Annotated in this window: 18 protein-coding genes and 1 pseudogene; 12 read left to right on the forward strand and 7 right to left on the reverse strand. The window is 69.1% G+C overall.

Annotated elements, in window-relative coordinates:
* Positions 1-3 precede the first annotated feature (3 nt).
* Positions 4-675: a GntR family transcriptional regulator gene (locus O7623_RS28410; protein WP_282226002.1), complete on the reverse strand. Its 672-nt coding sequence runs from the start codon at positions 673-675 to the stop codon at positions 4-6.
* 119 nt (positions 676-794) lie between these two features.
* Here O7623_RS28410 and O7623_RS28415 point away from each other — a divergent pair, with 119 nt between their 5' ends.
* The 3 genes from O7623_RS28415 (at position 795) to O7623_RS28425 (ending at position 5,544) form a co-directional block, all read left to right on the forward strand.
* Positions 795-1,859, forward strand: coding sequence for a lactonase family protein (locus O7623_RS28415; RefSeq protein ID WP_282226003.1), 1,065 nt, complete (start codon positions 795-797; stop codon positions 1,857-1,859).
* Between the two features lie 252 nt (positions 1,860-2,111).
* Entirely contained in the window at positions 2,112-3,815 is a 1,704-nt protein-coding gene (locus tag O7623_RS28420) for a VWA domain-containing protein (protein ID WP_282226004.1), read from the forward strand.
* A 274-nt stretch (positions 3,816-4,089) separates the two neighbouring features.
* The gene (locus tag O7623_RS28425; protein ID WP_348775179.1) at positions 4,090-5,544 is read left to right on the forward strand and encodes a sugar transferase; all 1,455 of its coding nucleotides are present in this window, start codon (positions 4,090-4,092) and stop codon (positions 5,542-5,544) included.
* A gap of 137 nt (positions 5,545-5,681) precedes the next feature.
* Here the strand turns inward: O7623_RS28425 and O7623_RS28430 are convergent, their stop codons facing one another.
* On the reverse strand, positions 5,682-6,902 hold the full coding sequence (locus O7623_RS28430) for an ROK family protein (RefSeq protein WP_282226005.1): 1,221 nt from the start codon (positions 6,900-6,902) through the stop codon (positions 5,682-5,684).
* A 74-nt stretch (positions 6,903-6,976) separates the two neighbouring features.
* Between O7623_RS28430 and xylA the strand changes: the two genes are divergently transcribed.
* The 6 genes from xylA to O7623_RS28460 all read left to right on the forward strand — a co-directional run bounded on the left by xylA (position 6,977) and on the right by O7623_RS28460 (position 12,267).
* The gene (xylA, locus tag O7623_RS28435; RefSeq protein WP_282226006.1) at positions 6,977-8,167 is read left to right on the forward strand and encodes a xylose isomerase; all 1,191 of its coding nucleotides are present in this window, start codon (positions 6,977-6,979) and stop codon (positions 8,165-8,167) included.
* A 49-nt stretch (positions 8,168-8,216) separates the two neighbouring features.
* A complete protein-coding gene (gene xylB / locus O7623_RS28440; RefSeq protein ID WP_282226007.1) occupies positions 8,217-9,635 on the forward strand; it encodes a xylulokinase in 1,419 nt (472 codons plus the stop codon).
* A 208-nt stretch (positions 9,636-9,843) separates the two neighbouring features.
* Entirely contained in the window at positions 9,844-10,686 is an 843-nt protein-coding gene (locus O7623_RS28445; protein WP_282226008.1) for a hypothetical protein, read from the forward strand.
* Positions 10,667-11,017, forward strand: coding sequence for a hypothetical protein (locus O7623_RS28450; RefSeq protein WP_282226009.1), 351 nt, complete (start codon positions 10,667-10,669; stop codon positions 11,015-11,017). The genes O7623_RS28445 and O7623_RS28450 overlap by 20 nt, the downstream gene beginning before the upstream one ends.
* Positions 11,018-11,165: 148 nt before the next feature.
* Positions 11,166-11,435, forward strand: coding sequence for a hypothetical protein (locus O7623_RS28455; RefSeq protein ID WP_282226010.1), 270 nt, complete (start codon positions 11,166-11,168; stop codon positions 11,433-11,435).
* Between the two features lie 208 nt (positions 11,436-11,643).
* Entirely contained in the window at positions 11,644-12,267 is a 624-nt protein-coding gene (locus tag O7623_RS28460) for a hypothetical protein (RefSeq protein WP_282226011.1), read from the forward strand.
* Between the two features lie 319 nt (positions 12,268-12,586).
* On the opposite strand, the gene O7623_RS28465 is transcribed toward O7623_RS28460, so the two are convergent.
* Together O7623_RS28465 and O7623_RS28470 are read right to left on the reverse strand one after the other, a co-directional pair.
* Positions 12,587-12,844 carry a hypothetical protein gene (locus O7623_RS28465; RefSeq protein WP_282226012.1) on the reverse strand — a complete coding sequence of 86 codons (258 nt, stop codon included), beginning with the start codon at positions 12,842-12,844 and terminating at the stop codon, positions 12,587-12,589.
* Positions 12,837-13,355 (reverse strand): hypothetical protein, encoded by a 519-nt coding sequence (locus O7623_RS28470; protein ID WP_282226013.1) that lies wholly within the window; start codon positions 13,353-13,355, stop codon positions 12,837-12,839. Before O7623_RS28470 ends, O7623_RS28465 begins: the two co-directional genes overlap by 8 nt.
* A gap of 186 nt (positions 13,356-13,541) precedes the next feature.
* Here O7623_RS28470 and O7623_RS28475 point away from each other — a divergent pair, with 186 nt between their 5' ends.
* Both O7623_RS28475 and O7623_RS28480 read left to right on the forward strand, forming a co-directional pair.
* On the forward strand, positions 13,542-14,327 hold the full coding sequence (locus O7623_RS28475; protein WP_282226014.1) for a helix-turn-helix transcriptional regulator: 786 nt from the start codon (positions 13,542-13,544) through the stop codon (positions 14,325-14,327).
* A complete protein-coding gene (locus O7623_RS28480; protein ID WP_282226015.1) occupies positions 14,318-14,503 on the forward strand; it encodes a DUF397 domain-containing protein in 186 nt (61 codons plus the stop codon). The genes O7623_RS28475 and O7623_RS28480 overlap by 10 nt, the downstream gene beginning before the upstream one ends.
* A 141-nt stretch (positions 14,504-14,644) precedes the next feature.
* Here O7623_RS28480 and O7623_RS28485 read toward each other — a convergent pair whose 3' ends face one another.
* Both O7623_RS28485 and O7623_RS28490 read right to left on the reverse strand, forming a co-directional pair.
* On the reverse strand, positions 14,645-15,268 hold the full coding sequence (locus O7623_RS28485) for a hypothetical protein (RefSeq protein ID WP_282226016.1): 624 nt from the start codon (positions 15,266-15,268) through the stop codon (positions 14,645-14,647).
* Positions 15,269-15,396: 128 nt separating this feature from the next.
* The gene (locus O7623_RS28490) at positions 15,397-15,990 is read right to left on the reverse strand and encodes a TetR/AcrR family transcriptional regulator (protein ID WP_282226017.1); all 594 of its coding nucleotides are present in this window, start codon (positions 15,988-15,990) and stop codon (positions 15,397-15,399) included.
* An 80-nt stretch (positions 15,991-16,070) separates the two neighbouring features.
* On the opposite strand from O7623_RS28490, the gene O7623_RS28495 reads away from it, so the two are divergent.
* On the forward strand, positions 16,071-16,835 hold the full coding sequence (locus O7623_RS28495) for a DUF2306 domain-containing protein (RefSeq protein WP_282226018.1): 765 nt from the start codon (positions 16,071-16,073) through the stop codon (positions 16,833-16,835).
* Here the strand turns inward: O7623_RS28495 and O7623_RS31430 are convergent.
* Positions 16,830-17,482, reverse strand: a pseudogene (locus O7623_RS31430) (nucleotidyl transferase AbiEii/AbiGii toxin family protein). The gene O7623_RS28495 and the pseudogene O7623_RS31430 sit on opposite strands and share 6 nt — an antisense overlap.

The raw sequence follows: 17,482 nt of genomic DNA on the forward strand, positions 1-17,482 counted from the left end.
CGGTCAGCCCTGCCCGAAGTAGGGCAGGTGGCGTTCGCGGGCGGCCAGCAGGTGGTCGCGGACGGCGGCCTCGGCCCGGTCGGGGTCGCCGGCGTCGACGGCGTCGACGATGCGGTGGTGCTCGGCGCCGCTGGTGCGGTAGTGCGTCGGCGGGAAGTGCAGGCGGAACAGGTGCAGGTGGGGGCGCAGGCGCACGATCGCGTCGTGCAGCATCCGGTTGCCGGAGCGCTCGGCGAGCAACTGGTGGAAGCGGGCGTCGGCGGCGGTGAAGGCGGCGATGCTGGCGTACCCCTGGGTGTCGGGCACCGGGCCGGGCAGGGTCGCGGCCGCGCGGAGCCGGTCGGTCGCGGCGGGGTCGTCGGCGGGTACGGCGCGGGTGGCGGCCCGCCGGGCGGCGGCGGTTTCCAGGATCAGCCGCATGTCGACGAGTTCGTCGAACTCGTCGCGGGTAAGCAGAGGAGCGGCGGTGTAACCGACCAGGGGTCGCTTGCGCACCAGCCCGTCGGCTTCGAGTCGGGCCAGTGCCTCGCGGACCGGAGTGGGGGAGACCTGCAGTTCGCGGGCGAGGGCGTCGATGTTGATCCGGGCGCCCGGTGCGACGACGTGGTCCATCACCTGGGCCCGGATCGTGCCGTACACGTCGTCGGTGAGGGTGAGACGGCGGGCAGGCCGCACGGGGCACTCCCTTGTCGGTCTTGTCGGTGGGACCGCTGGACAGCGAGGTCGAGACAGCGAGGTTGATCGAAGATCCTATAGGATCTTCGGGACGTTGGACAGATCGGAGAGGGTGCCCGGTGAGCGCAGCGCAGTCGAATCCGGCGGCGGACAAGATCTATCTCGGCTGTTACACGGCCGACGGCGGCGGCAACGGGGCCGGGGTGATGCTGGCCCGCCGCGACCCGGCCTCCGGCCGGCTCGACGAACCGGTGCTGGTCGCCGAGTGTCCGTCGCCGTCGTTCCTGGCCCGGCACCCGCAGTTGCCGGCCCTCTACGCGGTCAGCGAGGTCGACGACGGCGTGGTGGTGGCCTGGGCGGCCGATGACGACGGCGGGCTGCGGGCGCTGGGCAGCGAGTCCACCGGCGGGGCGAGCCCGTGCCACCTGGCGTTCGCCGCCACCGGGACACACCTGGTCAGCGTCAACTACGTCAGCGGCAGTGTCGCGGTGCACCCGGTGAGCGACAAGGGCGAGCTGCGGCCCCGTACCGATCTGCAGACCCACGTCGGGGCCGGTCCGCGCACCGACCGCCAGGACGGCCCGCACGCGCACATGGTCTGTCCGGACCTGGCCGGCAGCGGAATGTACGTCGTCGACCTGGGCACCGACGCGGTGCACCGCTACCTGCTCGACCCGCAGACCGGCCGGCTCGACGAACCGGACCCGGCGCTGGCGGCGACGCCGGGCAGCGGCCCCCGTCATCTCGCCCGGCACCCCGGCACCGGCCACCTCTACCTGGTCGGCGAGCTGGACGCGTCGGTCACCGCGTACCAGGTCGACGACACCGGGCGGCTCGCGGAGTGCAGCCGGGTCGCGGCGAGTGCGGCGGACGGGCCGGTCCAGCCGTCCGAGATCGCCGTCGACGCCGCCGGCCGTCACCTGTACGTCGCCAACCGGGGTCCGGACACCGTCGCCGTCTTCTCGCTGGCCACGCCGGACCAGCCGCGCTACGTCACCGAGGTGACGACGGGCGGCCGGTGGCCCCGGCACTTCGCTCTCGTCGGCCCGCACCTGTACGTCGCGAACGAACGTTCTGATTCGATTGGCGTCTATGTCATCGATCCGGAGACGGGGGTGCCGCAGGTCTCCGGCGCGCCGATGCCGGCGCCTACCCCTACCTGTCTGCTGCCCGTTTCCTGGTAGTCCTCGCCGGCTCGTCCCACCCCCGCCTCGATCGGGTGTTTGGCGAGGTAGGGGCGGGTCGAACAGTTCCTTGAAACGTACGGAAACGGTCCGACTACGCGAAGTCACGAAATCCCGCGCAAGTGTTTCTCCTCCGTAACTATCGTCCGAACGTACCTACCAGATCCGCCCATGCATCCGGAGTATGGGACCGTGCCAGGCCGTCACCGGATGCGAAGTCGTGTCAGCGCAACGGGCGCCGTCGCAGCCGCGATGGCGCTCGTCGTCGTTGTCGCCGGGGTCTGGTTCGGCTACCAACGGCTGTCGGCACCCTCGTGCTCCGGGGAACTGCCGCTGGTGGTCTCGGCCGCGCCGGAGATCGCCCCGGCCCTGCAGGCCGCCGCCGACCAGTGGCGCAGCGACGCTGGCGCGGTCGGCGACACCTGCGTCGCGGTCCAGGTCGCCGCCGCCGACCCGGTCGACGTGGCCGCCGTCGTCGCCGGGCAGCACGGGGTCGCCCTGGCGGGTGTGGGCCAGGCCAGCGGTACGGCGGTCGCCCCGCACGTCTGGGTGCCGGACTCGTCGACCTGGTTGGCCCGGCTGAGCTCGCTGGCGCCCGGATTCGCCCCCGACAACAACGCCTCGGTCGCCCGCAGCCCGGTCGTGGTCGCCATGCCCGAACCGGTCGCGGCCAACCTCGGCTGGCCCGAGCAGCAGCTGACCTGGACCGACCTGCTGCAACAGATCACCACCGGCACCGACCTGCGGACCGGCATCGTGGAACCGACCCGGGACGCGGCCGGGTTGTCCGGCCTGCTCGCCCTCGGCGCGGCCGCCAGCGAGGCGGGCGAGAACGCCCAACAGGCGACGACCGCCGCGCTGCGGGCCCTGGCGACCGGGCGGTCCGCGCTGCGTGAGGACCTGCTGGCCCGGTTCCCACGCTCGGCGGATCCGGCGTCGGTCGCCTCCTCGCTGAGCGCCGCCGCGTTGAGTGAAGAGGACGTGATCGAGTACAACGCGACCCAGCCGCCGATCCCGCTGGCCGCGCTGTACCTGGAACCCGCACCGATGTCGCTGGACTACCCGTACGCCGTGCTGCCCGGCGCGGACCCGGCCACGTCCGCTGCCGCCGCCGGCTTCTTCGCCCGGCTCGGCCAGGCCGGTTTCCGTGACCGTCTTGGCGACCAGGGGCTGCGTAGTGCCGACGGCACCTGGGGGGCCGGGTTCAGCGCCCCGCAGGGAGCGCCGAGTCCGGCCGGCACCGCCCCGGTCACGGCCGCCCCGCAGACCGGCGGTACGGCGGCCGGCGGGCTCGACCCGGTCGTCATCGACCGGGTGCTGGCCAGTTGGACCTCGGTCACCCTGCCGGCCCGGATGCTGGCGGTGATCGACGTCTCCGGGTCGATGCTGGACCCGGTGCCGACCGCCGGCGGAGCCACCCGGGCCGACGTCACCCGGGAAGCGGCCCGGCGCGGACTCGGGCTGTTCGATGATTCCTGGGCACTCGGTCTATGGATCTTCTCCACTGAGCTGGAGGGGGCGCAGGACTGGCGCGAACTGGTGCCGATCAGCCCGCTGAGTAGCCAGCGGTCCACGCTTGAAGCGTCGCTTGATCAGGTGGTGCCGAAACGAAATGGCAACACCGGTTTGTACGACACGACACTGGCCGCCTATCTGGCGGTGCAGGACGAGTGGGCGGCTGGGCGTGTCAACTCGGTGGTCATGTTCACAGATGGTAGGAACGAGGACGACGAAGGGATGACCCAGGAGCAGCTGCTTGCCGAGTTGGCCGAGGTGGCGGACCCGCAGCGGCCGATCCAGGTGATCTATGTCGGCATCGGCGACGGGGTGAGTCAGGAGGAGTTGGAGTCGATCACCGAGGTGACAGGTGGCGGCGTGTTCGTGACCGAGGACCCGGCGAACATCGGCGACATCCTGCTGAAGGCGATCGCACTGCGGCCCACAACCGTCCGCTGAGTTGGTGAATTTGGGGGTTTCGGATGATCCGCCGACTCGCCCGGGTGTCCTACCGTTCAACAGCGGCTCCATATTGTACTTCTCGCCGTGAATTGATCGCGACAAGTGACGTTAATCTGTCGCAAGCTTCGGCCCCACCTCCGGGTGGGCCAAGATATCGGGGTGCCCTGGCACCGCCGGTACCAACGAAGGGCCAGTACGGTGCCCGGGGGATGCGTCGACTCGAGCGAGCTGGGGAGGGCTAGTGACGTCGGCGACACTGGTCAACGCTGCGGTGGTGCAACCGGACTCCGTTCCGGAAGCGCCGACCGCGGTTCTGCACGCACGACAGCGTGCCTACGTCCGGGCGATAGCCGCCCTGGACATGAGCATCCTCTGCACAGCCGTGCTGGCCGGCTACCTGGTCCGGTTCGGTGCCGAGGAGGCCACTGGGGCGGACCTGCCCTACGTACTGGTCACACCCTTGCTACTGATCGCGTGGCTGGCCTCGCTGAAGCTGCTGCGCTGCTACGACGACCGGGTGCTCGGCTACGGCGCCGACGAGTACCGCCGGGTCATCACCGCCAGCCTGCGGCTCGCCGGCACGGTGGCGATCATCGGGTACGTCGCCAACGTCGGCATCAGCCGCGGCTTCCTGGCGGTGGCCTTCTCGGTGGGCACCGTCGGCCTGGTGGCCGGGCGGTTCGGTGCCCGCAAGTACCTGCACCGACGGCGGGCCGTCGGGGCCGGCTGGTTCCGCAAGGTGCTGGTGGTGGGGGACACCCCGCACGTGCTGGAGCTGGTGCACACCCTGCGCCGCGAGCCGTACGCCGGTTACCGGGTGGTCGGCGCGTGCATCCCGGACGCGTTGCTGGCACCGGTGCCGCAGCGGCTCGGTGACGTACCGGTCGCCGGATCGTTCCGCAACATCCCGGACGCCGCCGCCGCGACCGGCGCCGACACCGTCGCGGTCACCGCCTCCGGTGAGCTGACCGCGACCCGGCTGCGTCGGCTGGGCTGGCAACTGGAGGGCACCGGCATCGACCTGGTGCTGGCTCCGGCGCTGACCGACGTCGCCGGCCCTCGGATCCACACCCGGCCGGTCGCCGGGCTGCCGCTGATCCACGTCGAGGCACCGGAGTTCCGGGGGACCCGCAAGCTGGTCAAGGGCTTCGTCGACCGGTCGGTCTCGCTGCTGGCGTTGACCCTGCTGCTGCCGGTGCTGACGCTGATCGCCCTGGCGATCAAGCTCGACAACCGGGGTCCAGTGATCTTCAAGCAGGTACGGGTCGGCCAGGGCGGTCGGGAGTTCCACGTCTACAAGTTCCGAACCATGGTCGTCAACGCCGACGCCCTGCTCGCCGAGCTCGTCGCCAAGAACGAGACCGACGGGCTGATGTTCAAGATGCGCGACGACCCGCGGATCACCCGGGTGGGCCGGTTCCTGCGCAAGTTCTCCCTTGACGAGCTGCCGCAGCTGGCCAACGTGCTGTTCGGCCACATGAGCCTGGTGGGCCCCCGGCCGCCGCTGCCGTCGGAGGTCGCCCGTTACGACGGCGACGTCGCCCGGCGGTTGCTCGTGAAGCCCGGGATGACCGGGCTGTGGCAGGTCAGCGGGCGCTCCGACCTGTCGTGGGAGGACGGCATCCGCCTCGACCTCTACTACGTGGAGAACTGGTCGCTCGCCAGCGACCTGACCATCCTGTGGAAGACCTTCGGGGCCGTCGTCAACGGCCGTGGCGCCTACTGACCCCGTCTCCATGATCGCGACGATCTTGCAGTTATCGAGAGCTTTTGTCCAGATTGCTCCTTGATAATCGCAAGATCGTCGCGATCATGGGGTGGGCGGCGGCGGTGAGCTGAGTCAGGGGAGGCCGAGCCACGGTGTCAGCGTGCGCCGAGGCTGAGCCAGGGGGCCGGGTGGTCACGGACCGCCCGTACCACCGCTCCGGCCGCGCCGGTCGCGGCGGCCTCAGGGCCGAGAACCGACGGCTGTACGGTGACCGGAGACCAGCCGGCGGTCAGCACCCGTCGACCGATCTCCGCCTCGACCACCGGCGACAGCCACGGAGCCAGCGGCGCGTAGATCCCGCCGAGCAGCACCGTCTGCACGTCCAGCAGGTTGACCACACCGGCGAGGACCACCCCGAGGGCCCCGGCGGCGGCGGCCAGCGCGCGGCGTACCTGCGGTTGGCCGTCGTAAGCGCGACCGGCCAGTTGCCGTAGCGCCTCGGCGGCGGTCAGCCCCTGGTCGGCGAGCCCGGCGGACCGCAGGATCGCCTCCTGGCCGGCGTACTGCTCCAGGCAGCCGCGCGCACCACAGCGGCAGGTCGGGCCGTCCGGGCGGACCGCGAGGTGGCCGAGCTCGCCGCTCCAACCTCGGGCTCCCCGGAACAGTTGCCCGTCGACGACGATGCCGGCGCCGATGCCGATCTCGCCGGAGACGTAGACGAACGTGGTCAGCTCGCCGTTGCGGGCGTGCAGTTCACCGAGGGCCGCGAGGTTGGCTTCGTTGTCGACGGTCAACGGCAGGTCGGCCAGCGGGGTGCCGGCGGCGGCCAGGGCGGCCGGCACCGCGACGTCCTGCCAGCCGAGGTTGGGGGCCAGTCGGACGACGCCCTCGCTGGTCACCAGCCCCGGCACCGCGAGCGCCGCGCCGGCGATCGGCAGCTCGGCGACCTCCGGGGCGGTCAGGACGGTGCCGGCCAGCTCCGCCAGCCGGGTCAGCACCGTCTCGGGGGTTTCCGGCCGCTGGTCGGCGCGGTGTACGGCGCGGTGGCGGACCGCCCCGGTCAGGTCGACCACGCAGGCGGCCAGGTAGTCGACGTTGATCTCCAGGCCGAGGCCGGCGGGGCCGTGTGCGGCGAGGGCCAGCCCGGTGGCCGGCCGGCCGGCGCCGACGCGGGGCACCGGGTCGACCTCGGTCAGCAGCCGGCCGCCGATCAGTTCGTCGACGAGTGCGGAGACGGTGGCCCGGGTGAGCCCGGTGGTGGCGGCGATCTCGGCCCGCGACGGCGGTCGTCCGGCGGCGGCGACCTGGCGGACCACCAGGCCGAGATGGTGCTCGCGCAGACCAGCCTGGCGTAGCGGAGATTCTGGCGTGCGCATGGCCTTGACAATGCCACACCACAGGAAAATAATTCAATCACTAAACAAATCTGTCGTGTTACGCGGAGGTCACCATGACAGTCCAGCCCACACCGGCCGACAAATTCTCCTTCGGGCTCTGGACCGTCGGATGGCAGGCCCGTGACCAGTTCGGCGACGCCAGCCGTGGCCCGCTCGACGCCGTCGAGGCGGTGCACCAGCTCGCCAACCTCGGCGCGTACGGGATCACCTTCCACGACGACGACCTGATCCCGTTCGGCTCCGACGCGGCCAGCCGCGACCAGCACATCGCCCGGTTCCGCAAGGCCCTGGAGGAGACCGGCCTGGTGGTGCCGATGGTCACCACCAACCTCTTCGGCCACCCGATCTTCAAGGACGGCGGCTTCACCAGCAACGACCGCTCCATCCGGCGGTTCGCGCTGCGCAAGGTGCTGCGCAACATCGACCTCGCCGCCGAGCTGGGCGCGAAGACCTTCGTCATGTGGGGCGGCCGGGAAGGCTCCGAGTACGACCACGCCAAGGACATCCGCGCCGCGCTCGACCGCTACCGGGAGGCCGTCGACCTGCTCGGCCAGTACGTCCTCGACCGCGGCTACGACCTGCGGTTCGCCATCGAGCCCAAGCCGAACGAGCCGCGCGGCGACATCCTGCTGCCCACCGTCGGGCACGCCCTCGCCTTCATCAACAGCCTGGCTCACCCGGAGCTGGTCGGCCTCAACCCCGAGGTCGGCCACGAGCAGATGGCCGGGCTCAACTTCACCCACGGCATCGCCCAGGCCCTGTGGCACGGCAAGCTGTTCCACATCGACCTCAACGGCCAGCGCGGCGTCAAGTTCGACCAGGACCTGGTCTTCGGCCACGGCGACCTGCTCAACGCGTTCTCCCTGGTCGACCTGCTGGAAAACGGCGGCCCCGACGGCACCCCGGCCTACGACGGCCCCCGGCACTTCGACTACAAGCCCTCGCGCACCGAGGACTACACCGGCGTGTGGGCGTCGGCCGCCGCCAACATGCGTACGTACCTGCTGCTCAAGGAGCGGGCGGCGGCGTTCCGGGCCGACCCCGAGGTGCAGGAGGCCCTCGCGGCCAGCAAGGTCCCGGACCTGGCGGTGCCCACCCTCAACCCGGGGGAGACCTACACCGACCTGCTCGCCGACCGGTCCAGCTTCGAGGACTTCGACCCGGAGGCCGTCGCCGAGCAGGGCTTCCACTTCGTACGCCTCAACCAGCTCGCGGTCGAGCACCTGCTCGGCGCCCGTTCCTGACCACCCGCTGACCCTGACACCCGCCCGACCCCCTCATGGAGGACCAGCCGTGACCCTCGTCGCCGGCGTCGACTCGTCGACCCAGTCGTGCAAGGTGGTGATCCGCGACGCGGACACCGGCAAACTGGTCCGTGAGGGCCGGGCGGCACATCCGGACGGCACCGAGGTGCACCCGGACGCCTGGTGGGCGGCGCTGCAACAGGCCGTCGACGCCGCCGGCGGGCTGGACGACGTCTCCGCCGCCGCCGTCGCCGGCCAACAGCACGGCATGGTCTGCCTCGACGAGGGCGGCGACGTGGTCCGCCCCGCCCTGCTGTGGAACGACACCCGCTCGGCCGGTGCCGCCGCCGAACTGATCGACGAGTTCGGCGGCGGCACCGCCGGCCGGCAGGCCTGGGCCGACGCCGTCGGCCTGGTGCCGGTGGCCAGCTTCACCATCACCAAACTGCGCTGGCTGGCCCGCACCGAGCCGGCGTCGGCCGACCGTACGGCCGCGGTCTGCCTGCCACACGACTGGCTGACCTGGCGGCTGGCCGGCACCGGCGACCTCGCCGCGCTGCGGACCGACCGCAGCGACGCCAGTGGCACCGGCTACTGGTCGGCCGCGACCGGCCAGTACCGCCCCGACCTGCTCGAACACGCCTTCGGCCGGACGCCGCTGGTGCCGACGGTGCTCGGCCCCACCGACCCGGCCGGCGCGCTGCGCTCCGGCGCACCGCTCGGCCCCGGTGCCGGTGACAACGCCGCCGCCGCCCTCGGCGTCGGCGCCCGCCCCGGCGACGTGATCGTCTCGATCGGCACCTCCGGCACCGTGTTCAGCGTCGCCGACACCCCGGCCGCCGACCCCAGCGGCACCGTTGCCGGCTTCGCCGACACCACCGGCCGGTTCCTGCCACTGGTCGCCACCCTCAACGCCGCCCGGGTGCTCGACGCCGCCGCGAAGCTGCTCGGCGTCGACCACGACCGGCTCGCCGAGCTGGCGCTCAGCGCGCCGGCCGGCGCCGACGGGCTGGTGCTGGTGCCGTACCTCGAAGGGGAACGCACCCCCGACCGGCCGACGGCCAGCGGCTCGCTGCACGGGCTCACCCTGGCCAGCAGCACCCCCGCGCACCTGGCGCGGGCCGCCGTCGAGGGCATGCTCTGCGCGCTCGCCGACGGCCTGGACGCCCTGGTCGCCCAGGGCGCGGCCGTCAACCGGGTCATCCTGGTCGGCGGCGGGGCGCGCTCTGCGGCGGTACGCCGGATCGCGCCCGAGGTGTTCGGCTGCCCGGTGCTGGTGCCGCCACCGGGGGAGTACGTCGCCGACGGTGCCGCCCGGCAGGCCGCCTGGCTGGCGCTGGGCACCCCCGACGCGCCCGACTGGACCCCGGCCGACACCGAGGAGTACGCAGCCGACCCGGTGCCCGCCATCCGGGACAGGTACGCCGACGCCCGCGACCACGTCCTGAACCGGGTCACCGCCAGCTGACACTGCTGGCCGTACTCGCTGTCTACGGTCTTGTTGTCTGGACGGCGTCGTCGTCGATCCAGGACTGTCACTGCGTGTGGTCCGCTGTCTGTTGTGGGCGATATGTGGTGGCAGATCGTGATGGACTCTTTACAGGTATGGAGGTGGCTCTCTAGGGTCGGACGGACATGCCCAATAGCCACGGGGGTCCCTAGTGGATGCTGTCCATGTGCCGCCGTCCCGTCCGAGCCGTCCCCGACAATATTGGCTGGCGTTCCCGACCGCCGTAGTGCTGGGACTTGTCAGTGCGGCGCTGCCGCCGTCCCCGGTAGAGGCTCAGGCCCAACAGCCGCAGTGTGTGGGTGAGGCGGCGACATCCGCTGCGGCCGAGCGGATCGCCGAGGCCTGCGCGGTCCGGGTCGAGGCCCTCGACCTGCGGGACGAGTACTCACAGGTCTATGTGGAACCCGATGGTTCACGCACCTTGGAATCGGCGGTCGTGCCGCAGCGGGTTCGTACCGGGGCCGACTCGTGGACGCCCGTCTCGACCGAGCTGACGGAGCGACCGGACGGCCGGCTCGCTCCGGCGGCCACCACGGCCGATGTCTCGTTCAGCGGTGACGGTACGGGTCCGTTGGTGGCCGTCCGAATGGGCGAGCATGAGTTCACCCTGTCGTGGCCGGAGCCGCTCTCCGCGCCGACAGTGCAGGGCGACACCGCCGTCTACGGATCGGTGTTCCCCGACACGGATCTGCACGTCATCGCCACCCCGACCGGCTACCGGCATGTGTTGGAGGTCAAGACCGCTCAGGCTGCGTCGCATCCGGACCTTGGGCGGATCCGGTACGTGCTCGGTGGGGACATCACCCCGCAGTCACTGACCGAGGGCGGGTTGCGGCTTGTTGACCCGGATGGGCGGACCGTCGGGGTCACACCGACCGCGTCGATGTGGGACTCGTCGGTCGATCCGTCCGTGGGCGGTGAGGTGACGGCCGGCCGTGACGCGGCCGGATCGGCGGTGACGCCGGATCCATCGACCGCCGCTGGGCCGGGTGATGAGTTCCTCGGATGATCCTGCTTGGCGTGTGCGCGGAGCTTGGGCCTACTGGCGTGCGTTGATCATCATGCGTTTTTTTCTTCTTGCATTCTTGGTCATCTTTGCCGTGATTCTGGCGATGTTACTGGGGGGGCCGGTAGAGGTGCTGATGTCAGTTTTCTTCGTACTGATCTTGACGGTCGGTCTCGGAATTTTCCTGGGGATGTTTTCTATCCGTCCGGTGTACCGTCGCATTGAAGAGACATCATATTTTGCGGACATGGATATATTCGAACGTGGGCCAAAACTGTTCGGCATGGTCGTGCGTGACCTCTTTGCCCTTAACAAGTGGCGGCCCAGGCCTTGAGTGAGTGTTTGCGATAGGTGTCGGACGGCGTGTCCTTCGGTGAGGTGGTGGCTTCGAACCTGGATTGTTAAGCGCTGGAAGTTGTGGTGACAACTCGATGATAGATGTCCATGATGACGACTATCGTAGTACGACTACGTATAGGGTGATGATCTGGTCGATCAGGGCATTTTTGATGTGCTTCCTGACCGGCCTGTTCCTGATTTTGGTATTGGAGCTGGTTGTCGCATCTGAGGTTATTGGCATCTTGGTGGCGGGTTGTGTCTTTGGGTGTGCGATTTCGTTCGCAACGGCGTTTGTTCCTCTGGCAAGGTTCTCTGCGCTGATACAGGAAAATTCTGGAATGCAGATTGATGGGCAGCTGCCATTTTTGCGCCATCTGGTATCCGACCTGTGGCGGATGGGGTGGCGCCGCTGAGCGCAACGGGGTTAGGTCAATGTGGGCTCCGTGCACTTGGAGTCGGGCCGGCTTGGCCTCGGGCCCGGCTGTCCTGGCTGGCATGGAGACCGTCTACTCTGGGCAGGGAGGTGATTTGAAGGGTGGAGTCGTCCGGGCTGGAAATGCGGATTTCGGATTCGACGCAGTAACGATGGAACTTACTGTAAGTAATGTTCGAGTTCGGTAGGTGGAAGTGATGGAATTTGGGTTTCGAGAATTTCAGCTGCATATCATTGCTACTATGCCGGAATCCCCGAATCGGTCGACGGCTCTGGAGCTTTTGGATGCTGGGGAGCGTGATGTCGAGGATGCCCTCTCGGTCGCTCGCGCCATAGGACTCTTTCGGCTGGGTCATCAAGTTGATTTGGAGCGATCAATTCTGGGCGAGGAGATTTATAAAGTGCCTCTTTCTGAATCGGGGGACGAAGCCTCGGGTGCCTATGGTGACTCCGATGTCCTGGCCTTCCGCCTGCCGGCATTTCCGGGGTTCGACTACGCGATCAATGTTGCAAGTTCGGGAGTGGTTTGGGGTCAGCGATTTGTTCGCGAGCAAGGATCTCCGGTGCCAGAAGTTTCGGGGATTCATGATCTTGAGCCTTGGGGTTTTGTTAAGGCGGAGTTGGAGCCGCTGCTGCGCAATAAAGTCGTGGATGACAAATTCTCTTTTAGTGAGACAATCACTGGAAGTCTGGTACTTGATAATTCTCGGGACGTGGGTCGGTCCGTCGCTTTGCGGTTCGACTTCGAGCTGCTTCAGACTGTAAGTATCGACAGTCGCCTTTCTGGTGTCGCGAATCATCTGGCCATTTAGGTTAATTGGCTATGTCTGGTAGAGAATGGTTAATCGTATGCGGCTTTGACCTGAACGGTGACCCGCAATAGTAGAGGACTGCCGACGTCGGTTTCGCTGTGCGGAGGCTACGTCGGGAGTGTTGACCCCCGGGGCGCAGCTTCCCGGATCTCCCGTCCAGTGTCCCCGGGCAGGGGTTGCCGGACCCCTGGGTCCGGATGCCGGCCTCAGGTTCGGACCTCGGATCACGGGGATGGGATCCGGGTGTCCGTCCTGGTCCGGCTAGCGGGGAGCGATGGGGAACGCTGCGCCCCGGGGGCGCCTATCGGGGATTGGCTGGCTACCCCCGGTCTACCGTGGTGACCGTGCCGGGCCGGCGCAGCGCGTCCTTGTACGCGCGGACGCTGACCGCCTTGCCGTCGCGGTCAGTGTCGTCAGGGTCGATTTCCCAGCCGTCTATCCGCACCCACGAGTGTTCCTCCGGCGACGGCCAGATCTCGGTCACGCGGAGCCGGACAGGCCGGTCGGCGTCCACGTGGTCACATTGCCGCAGCGCCACCAGATCACCGGGGCACGCCAGCGGGGTCGGCTCAGGCATCGTCGAGGGCTCCGTACGACTCGGCGGTTTCGTCCTTGTCGTCGTGCGGGTAGCCGGCCGGCATCAGTCCGGACAGGTGCAGGACGGCGCGGATTCGTCGGGCGTTCGCCGGCTCCCACCGGTCCAGGATCGCGATCGCCCATAGGAACGGCCGGCACGGCCCGGGGACGCCGCCGCACCGGTGGCATTCGCCGGTGGTCCGGTTCGGCAGGTGGGTGCGGGCGGTCGAGTTCGCGTCGTGGATCGCCCGGGACAGCGCGGGGGAGCGGGCCGCCCGGCCGGTGCGGTCCGCGCTCCGGGCGTCGTCGACCGCACCGTACGGGGCGGAAGGCACGCCGCGCGCACCGGTGAGCTGGAAGCGCCCGTCCTGATCGGGGTCGGTCTCCCCGGGGGTCCGCTTCGGCAGCGGCGGCCGGCCCGGTGTGGGTGCCACCGCATCGTCCGCCGCCGTGAACGTGATGTACCGGGCGAGGCGGGGAGTCCCGCCAATGCCGTCATTCCTGATCGACATTTTTCCCTCCGAGTGGAGTCGACTGTGGTGTTCGACAACTTCCACCCTGGACTATCAGCCCCCCACCGCAGAAGATTGGAGAAGCCCGGGAGCGACCAGATGGCAATTGATCAACGCGGGTGACTCCAGGGAATGTCCGGCACCTGTCAGTGGTGCGCCGTGATGAATTGGGGGACGTGAAAGGCTATGTCTGCGAGCGAGTATCTGGTAGAGGACCTTCGTCGTGTCCGAGAGATGCTGGGGCTCACCCAGGAGTCCTGGGGTGAGCGCCTGCACTTCTCGGCGTCGCACGTCGGCGCGGTCGAGCGCGGCGAGCGGCCGGCGCTGCCGGACTACCTCGGCGCGGTGGACCGGGTGTACGGCACCGCGTTCATGAAGTTCTATCGGGAGTTCATCCGTGGCGAGTGGACCCCGGTGTGGTATCGCCCGTTCGTCGAGTACGAGGGGCGCGCGAAACTGCTGCGGATCTTCCAACCGATGGTGATGCCCGGCCTGCTGCAGACCGAGGCGTACGCGCGTGCCCTGTTGCAGGCGCTCAACACCAAGCCGGAGGAGCTCGAGCCGACCCTGGCCGCCCGACTGGACCGGCAGGAAATCGTCACCCGGGCCACCAACGCCTGCCGACTGGTGGTGGTGCTCGACGAGATCGTGTTACGCCGTTCGGTGGGTGGGCCGGAGGTGATGCGCGACCAGTTGAAGGCGATCGCCGACGCCAACCAGCGGCAGAACGTGCAGGTGCACATCGTGCCGTTCACCACCGGAGGCTATCCCGGGGTGCTCGGGCCGATGGTGCTCGCGACCGTGGACGGCCGGACGGTCGGCTTCCTCGAAGGCCACCTGGAAGGGCGGCTGATCGAGGCCACGGATGCCACCGAGGCGCTGGAGGAGGACTGGGAGACGATCCGGGGGTACGCTCTGCCCGGCCAGCAGTCCCACGAGATGATCCTGGAGGCGATCGAGACATGGAGCTGACCGAGGCGCGTTGGCGCAAGAGCACCAGGTCCGACTCGGCGAACTGTGTCGAGGTGGCCGACAACCTGCCGGGCCGCGTCTACGTCCGGGACACCAAGGACCGCGACGGCGGTACGTTGGCCTTCGCCCCGTCGTCGTGGTCGAGCTTCGTCGAGCTGGCCAAGACGTACGCCTGAGCCCGAGCCGGAACCCCGAGTCGATCCCGGACGGACGGAACACGCCGTCACGTGCGACGGCAGCTCAGCCAGATCCGTCGTTCGGTCGGCGGCGGGTGCGATGGCCCCCGGCCGGGGGCCACCGCACCCGCCGCACCTGGGTCATCCGGCGAACAGCACGCCAAGTTCCTTGTACGCCTGGTCGAAGCGGGCCATCGCCGCCTCGATGTTGGGCTGCGGAGTCGGGTCGCCCAGCGCCTTCTCCATCAGGGTGAGTCCGGCCGCCAGGTGTTCGCCGCTCGCCACCAGCATCGGCTGCGGGTCCGGTTCGACGATGAACTTCCCGTTCTTCAGATCTGCCCAACCGACCTGGTCGAGCTTCACCTCCGAACCGTCCAGGAAGGTCGCCGACGCCCAGAAGCTCTCGGTCGCCAGTTCACGCAACTGCTTCGCCTTCACCGGGTCCGTGGCCTGGGCCGACTCGCTCAGCAGCGTCAGTCCTCGGCCCAGCCGGTCGAGGTACTCGAACCGCTTCTGCGGATCGACCCGGTCCCAGATATCGAACACCGGCGGGCAGCTCAGGCAGTCGATCGGCCCGATCGGCACCGGCTTGAACTCCGGCAGGATGATGGTGTGGCAGTCGAAGATCGGTCGGCCGCCAACGGTGCCGACCTGGAAGCAGATCGTCACCGGCTGTCCGCCGGCGCTTGCCGGAGCGGGGGGCGCCAACAGCGTTGCGCTGACGACCAGCGCCACCGCTAGCAGTATTCGCCGGAATCTTCCCATCTGATACCTCCTGTGACAGTGGACAGTGCGCTCCTATCCTTACTCACCAACGCAACGCGGCACAGAGTCACTGGCTGCCATTCTCGACGGTCCGGATGGACCGCTGTGTCCGGAACCGACAGCAGGTCTCAGCTGTCCGGGTGGCGAAGGATCGCCGCGAACGTGTCGCGGATCAGCTGGTCCGTCGGGGCGTCCAGGCCGAGTTTCGTCAGGCCACCGGTGAGACGCAAGGTCGTCAGGCCATGAACGGTGCACCAGATGGTGCGGGCCAGCGCGGCGGTGGACTGACCGGCGGGCAGGAAACCCGCCTTCTGCGCCTCGGTCACCGCGTCGACCAGGGGTGCGAAGGTGTCGGGTCGTACCTCGGCCCACGACCAGTACCGGAACATCATGCCGAAGATCGCGTTGTTCTCCTCGGCGAAGCGCAGGTACGCCGCTACCAGGCGGATGATGCGGTCGGCGGGGTCGCTGGCCTGCGTGGCGGCAGCACGCTGGGCGGCACCGAAGGCGTCGTACCCCTCGTCGCGCAGCGCGGACAGCAGCGCCTCGCGGTCGGTGAAGTGCCGGTACGGCGCTGCGGAGCTGACGCCGACCCGCCGGGCCAGCTCGTTGAGGCTGAAGCCCTCCGCGCCGCGTTCGGCCAGCAGCTCCCGCGCGCCATCCAGCAGCGCCTCGCGTAGCGCTCCATGGTGGTACGTCCGGCGAGTGGCCCCAGCTGCCATGTTGACGACATTAACATCAGGCCGTATGTTGACGTCACTTACATTGTAAATGGCACTTACATACTCGCCAGGGGGCGGTCATGAGCGATACGGCAGTGGTGGCGTCACCACCGGTGCGGACAACCAGCGGCAGACCGGCGCGGCGGTCCCGTACCGGCTGGACGGCGGTGCTGCTCACCTCGCTCGCGATCGCGGGATTCTCGTTGTACACCTACGCCAGCGCCGACCTGCGCGCCCTCGCCGACGACGGTGCCGGGCTGGCCGGCACCTACGTGGACACGCCACTGCCGGTCCGGTGGGCGTTCTACGTCCACGTCGCCCTCGGGTCGCTCGCGCTGCTGCTCGGGCCGTGGCAGTTCTCCCGGCGACTGCGCCGCCGCTGGCCCGTGGCCCACCGCTCGGTCGGCGTGGCGTACCTGCTCACCGTCGGCGTCGCGGCGGTGTGCGCGCTGGTGATGCTGCCGTTCAACCAGGCCCGGATGGTCGGCTTCTTCGGGTTCGGAGCACTGGCGCTGCTCTGGGCGTTCACGGCGTGGCGCGGGTTCGACGCCGCGCGGCGGCGGGACCTGCGCCAGCACCAAGCTTGGATGATCCGCAACTACGCGTTGACGTTCGCCGCTGTCACGCTGCGCTCGTGGGTCGGCGTCCTCATCGTCGTACAGTTGCCGTTCGCCGGGTCGGACGCGGATCCGGATCTGCTGTTCGAGACCGCCTACGCCGCCGTGCCGTTCCTGTGCTGGTTGCCCAACGTGATCGTCGCCGAGTGGCTGATCCGCCGACGCGGGCTGCCCTCATTCCGCCTCGTCGACCGAGCCCCGGACCAGGGCGTGTCCCGCGCATCATGACGTGCGGTGTTGCCCGTCGAGTAGCTTGCGGCGCCAGGCGGCGAACTGGTTGCGGAGGTCGTCCAGCGCCTGGCCGGTGACGCCGTACGGAGCGAACTCGTCGGGATCGAGCAGACTTGCCTGCCCAAGAGCGTCGGCGAAGATGCGTCGGTCGAAGCCGCGGTCGGCGTGCTGTGCGAGATCGAGGAGGGCTTCCTGGGTGTAGCGGCCGGATCGGAGCGTGGCGTCGATGTCGATGAAGTCGCGGGCGAATGCTCGCCCGTAGAGCGCGCTCATCTTGTTCGCGACCGCGTCGTCAGGGTGGAGCACCGGTCCAATCGCCATGAGGATGGGTTCGTTGGCGCGCCAGTCCACACCCAGCTCCACCTTCGAGACACGGGTGCCGTCGGAGACCGTCAGGCGGGCAAAGGTGTCGTACCGTCGCTCGATGTCGAGGGTCAGGCCGTCGTCGCGTAGGCGTCCACGACGGCCGTGACTGCGGTGCTGAACTCGTCGCGGCGGTTCCAGGCGGTGAACAGGTCGACGTCCTCACTGGGCCGTTCTAGCAGTCCGGCGGCTTGGACGGCGTAGCCGCCGGCCAGCGCGAAACCGTACCGGCGGGCAGCAGCGAGTCCGGTGCGGGCGAGTCGTTCGTGGAAGGGGTCCAC

It is taken from the genome of Solwaraspora sp. WMMD791, from assembly GCF_029581195.1.
Classification (GTDB): domain Bacteria; phylum Actinomycetota; class Actinomycetes; order Mycobacteriales; family Micromonosporaceae; genus Micromonospora_E.

Coding starts and splice junctions, on each gene's coding strand:
- O7623_RS28420 (WP_282226004.1), top strand. CDS start 2,112: ATGGCGCTCGTCGTCGTTGTCGCCGGGGTCTGGTTCGGCTACCAACGG.
- O7623_RS28430 (WP_282226005.1), bottom strand. CDS start 6,902: ATGCGCACGCCAGAATCTCCGCTACGCCAGGCTGGTCTGCGCGAGCAC.
- xylA (WP_282226006.1), top strand. CDS start 6,977: ATGACAGTCCAGCCCACACCGGCCGACAAATTCTCCTTCGGGCTCTGG.
- O7623_RS28455 (WP_282226010.1), top strand. CDS start 11,166: ATGATCTGGTCGATCAGGGCATTTTTGATGTGCTTCCTGACCGGCCTG.
- O7623_RS28465 (WP_282226012.1), bottom strand. CDS start 12,844: ATGCCTGAGCCGACCCCGCTGGCGTGCCCCGGTGATCTGGTGGCGCTG.
- O7623_RS28470 (WP_282226013.1), bottom strand. CDS start 13,355: ATGTCGATCAGGAATGACGGCATTGGCGGGACTCCCCGCCTCGCCCGG.
- O7623_RS28475 (WP_282226014.1), top strand. CDS start 13,542: ATGTCTGCGAGCGAGTATCTGGTAGAGGACCTTCGTCGTGTCCGAGAG.
- O7623_RS28480 (WP_282226015.1), top strand. CDS start 14,318: ATGGAGCTGACCGAGGCGCGTTGGCGCAAGAGCACCAGGTCCGACTCG.
- O7623_RS28485 (WP_282226016.1), bottom strand. CDS start 15,268: ATGGGAAGATTCCGGCGAATACTGCTAGCGGTGGCGCTGGTCGTCAGC.
- O7623_RS28490 (WP_282226017.1), bottom strand. CDS start 15,990: ATGGCAGCTGGGGCCACTCGCCGGACGTACCACCATGGAGCGCTACGC.
- O7623_RS28495 (WP_282226018.1), top strand. CDS start 16,071: ATGAGCGATACGGCAGTGGTGGCGTCACCACCGGTGCGGACAACCAGC.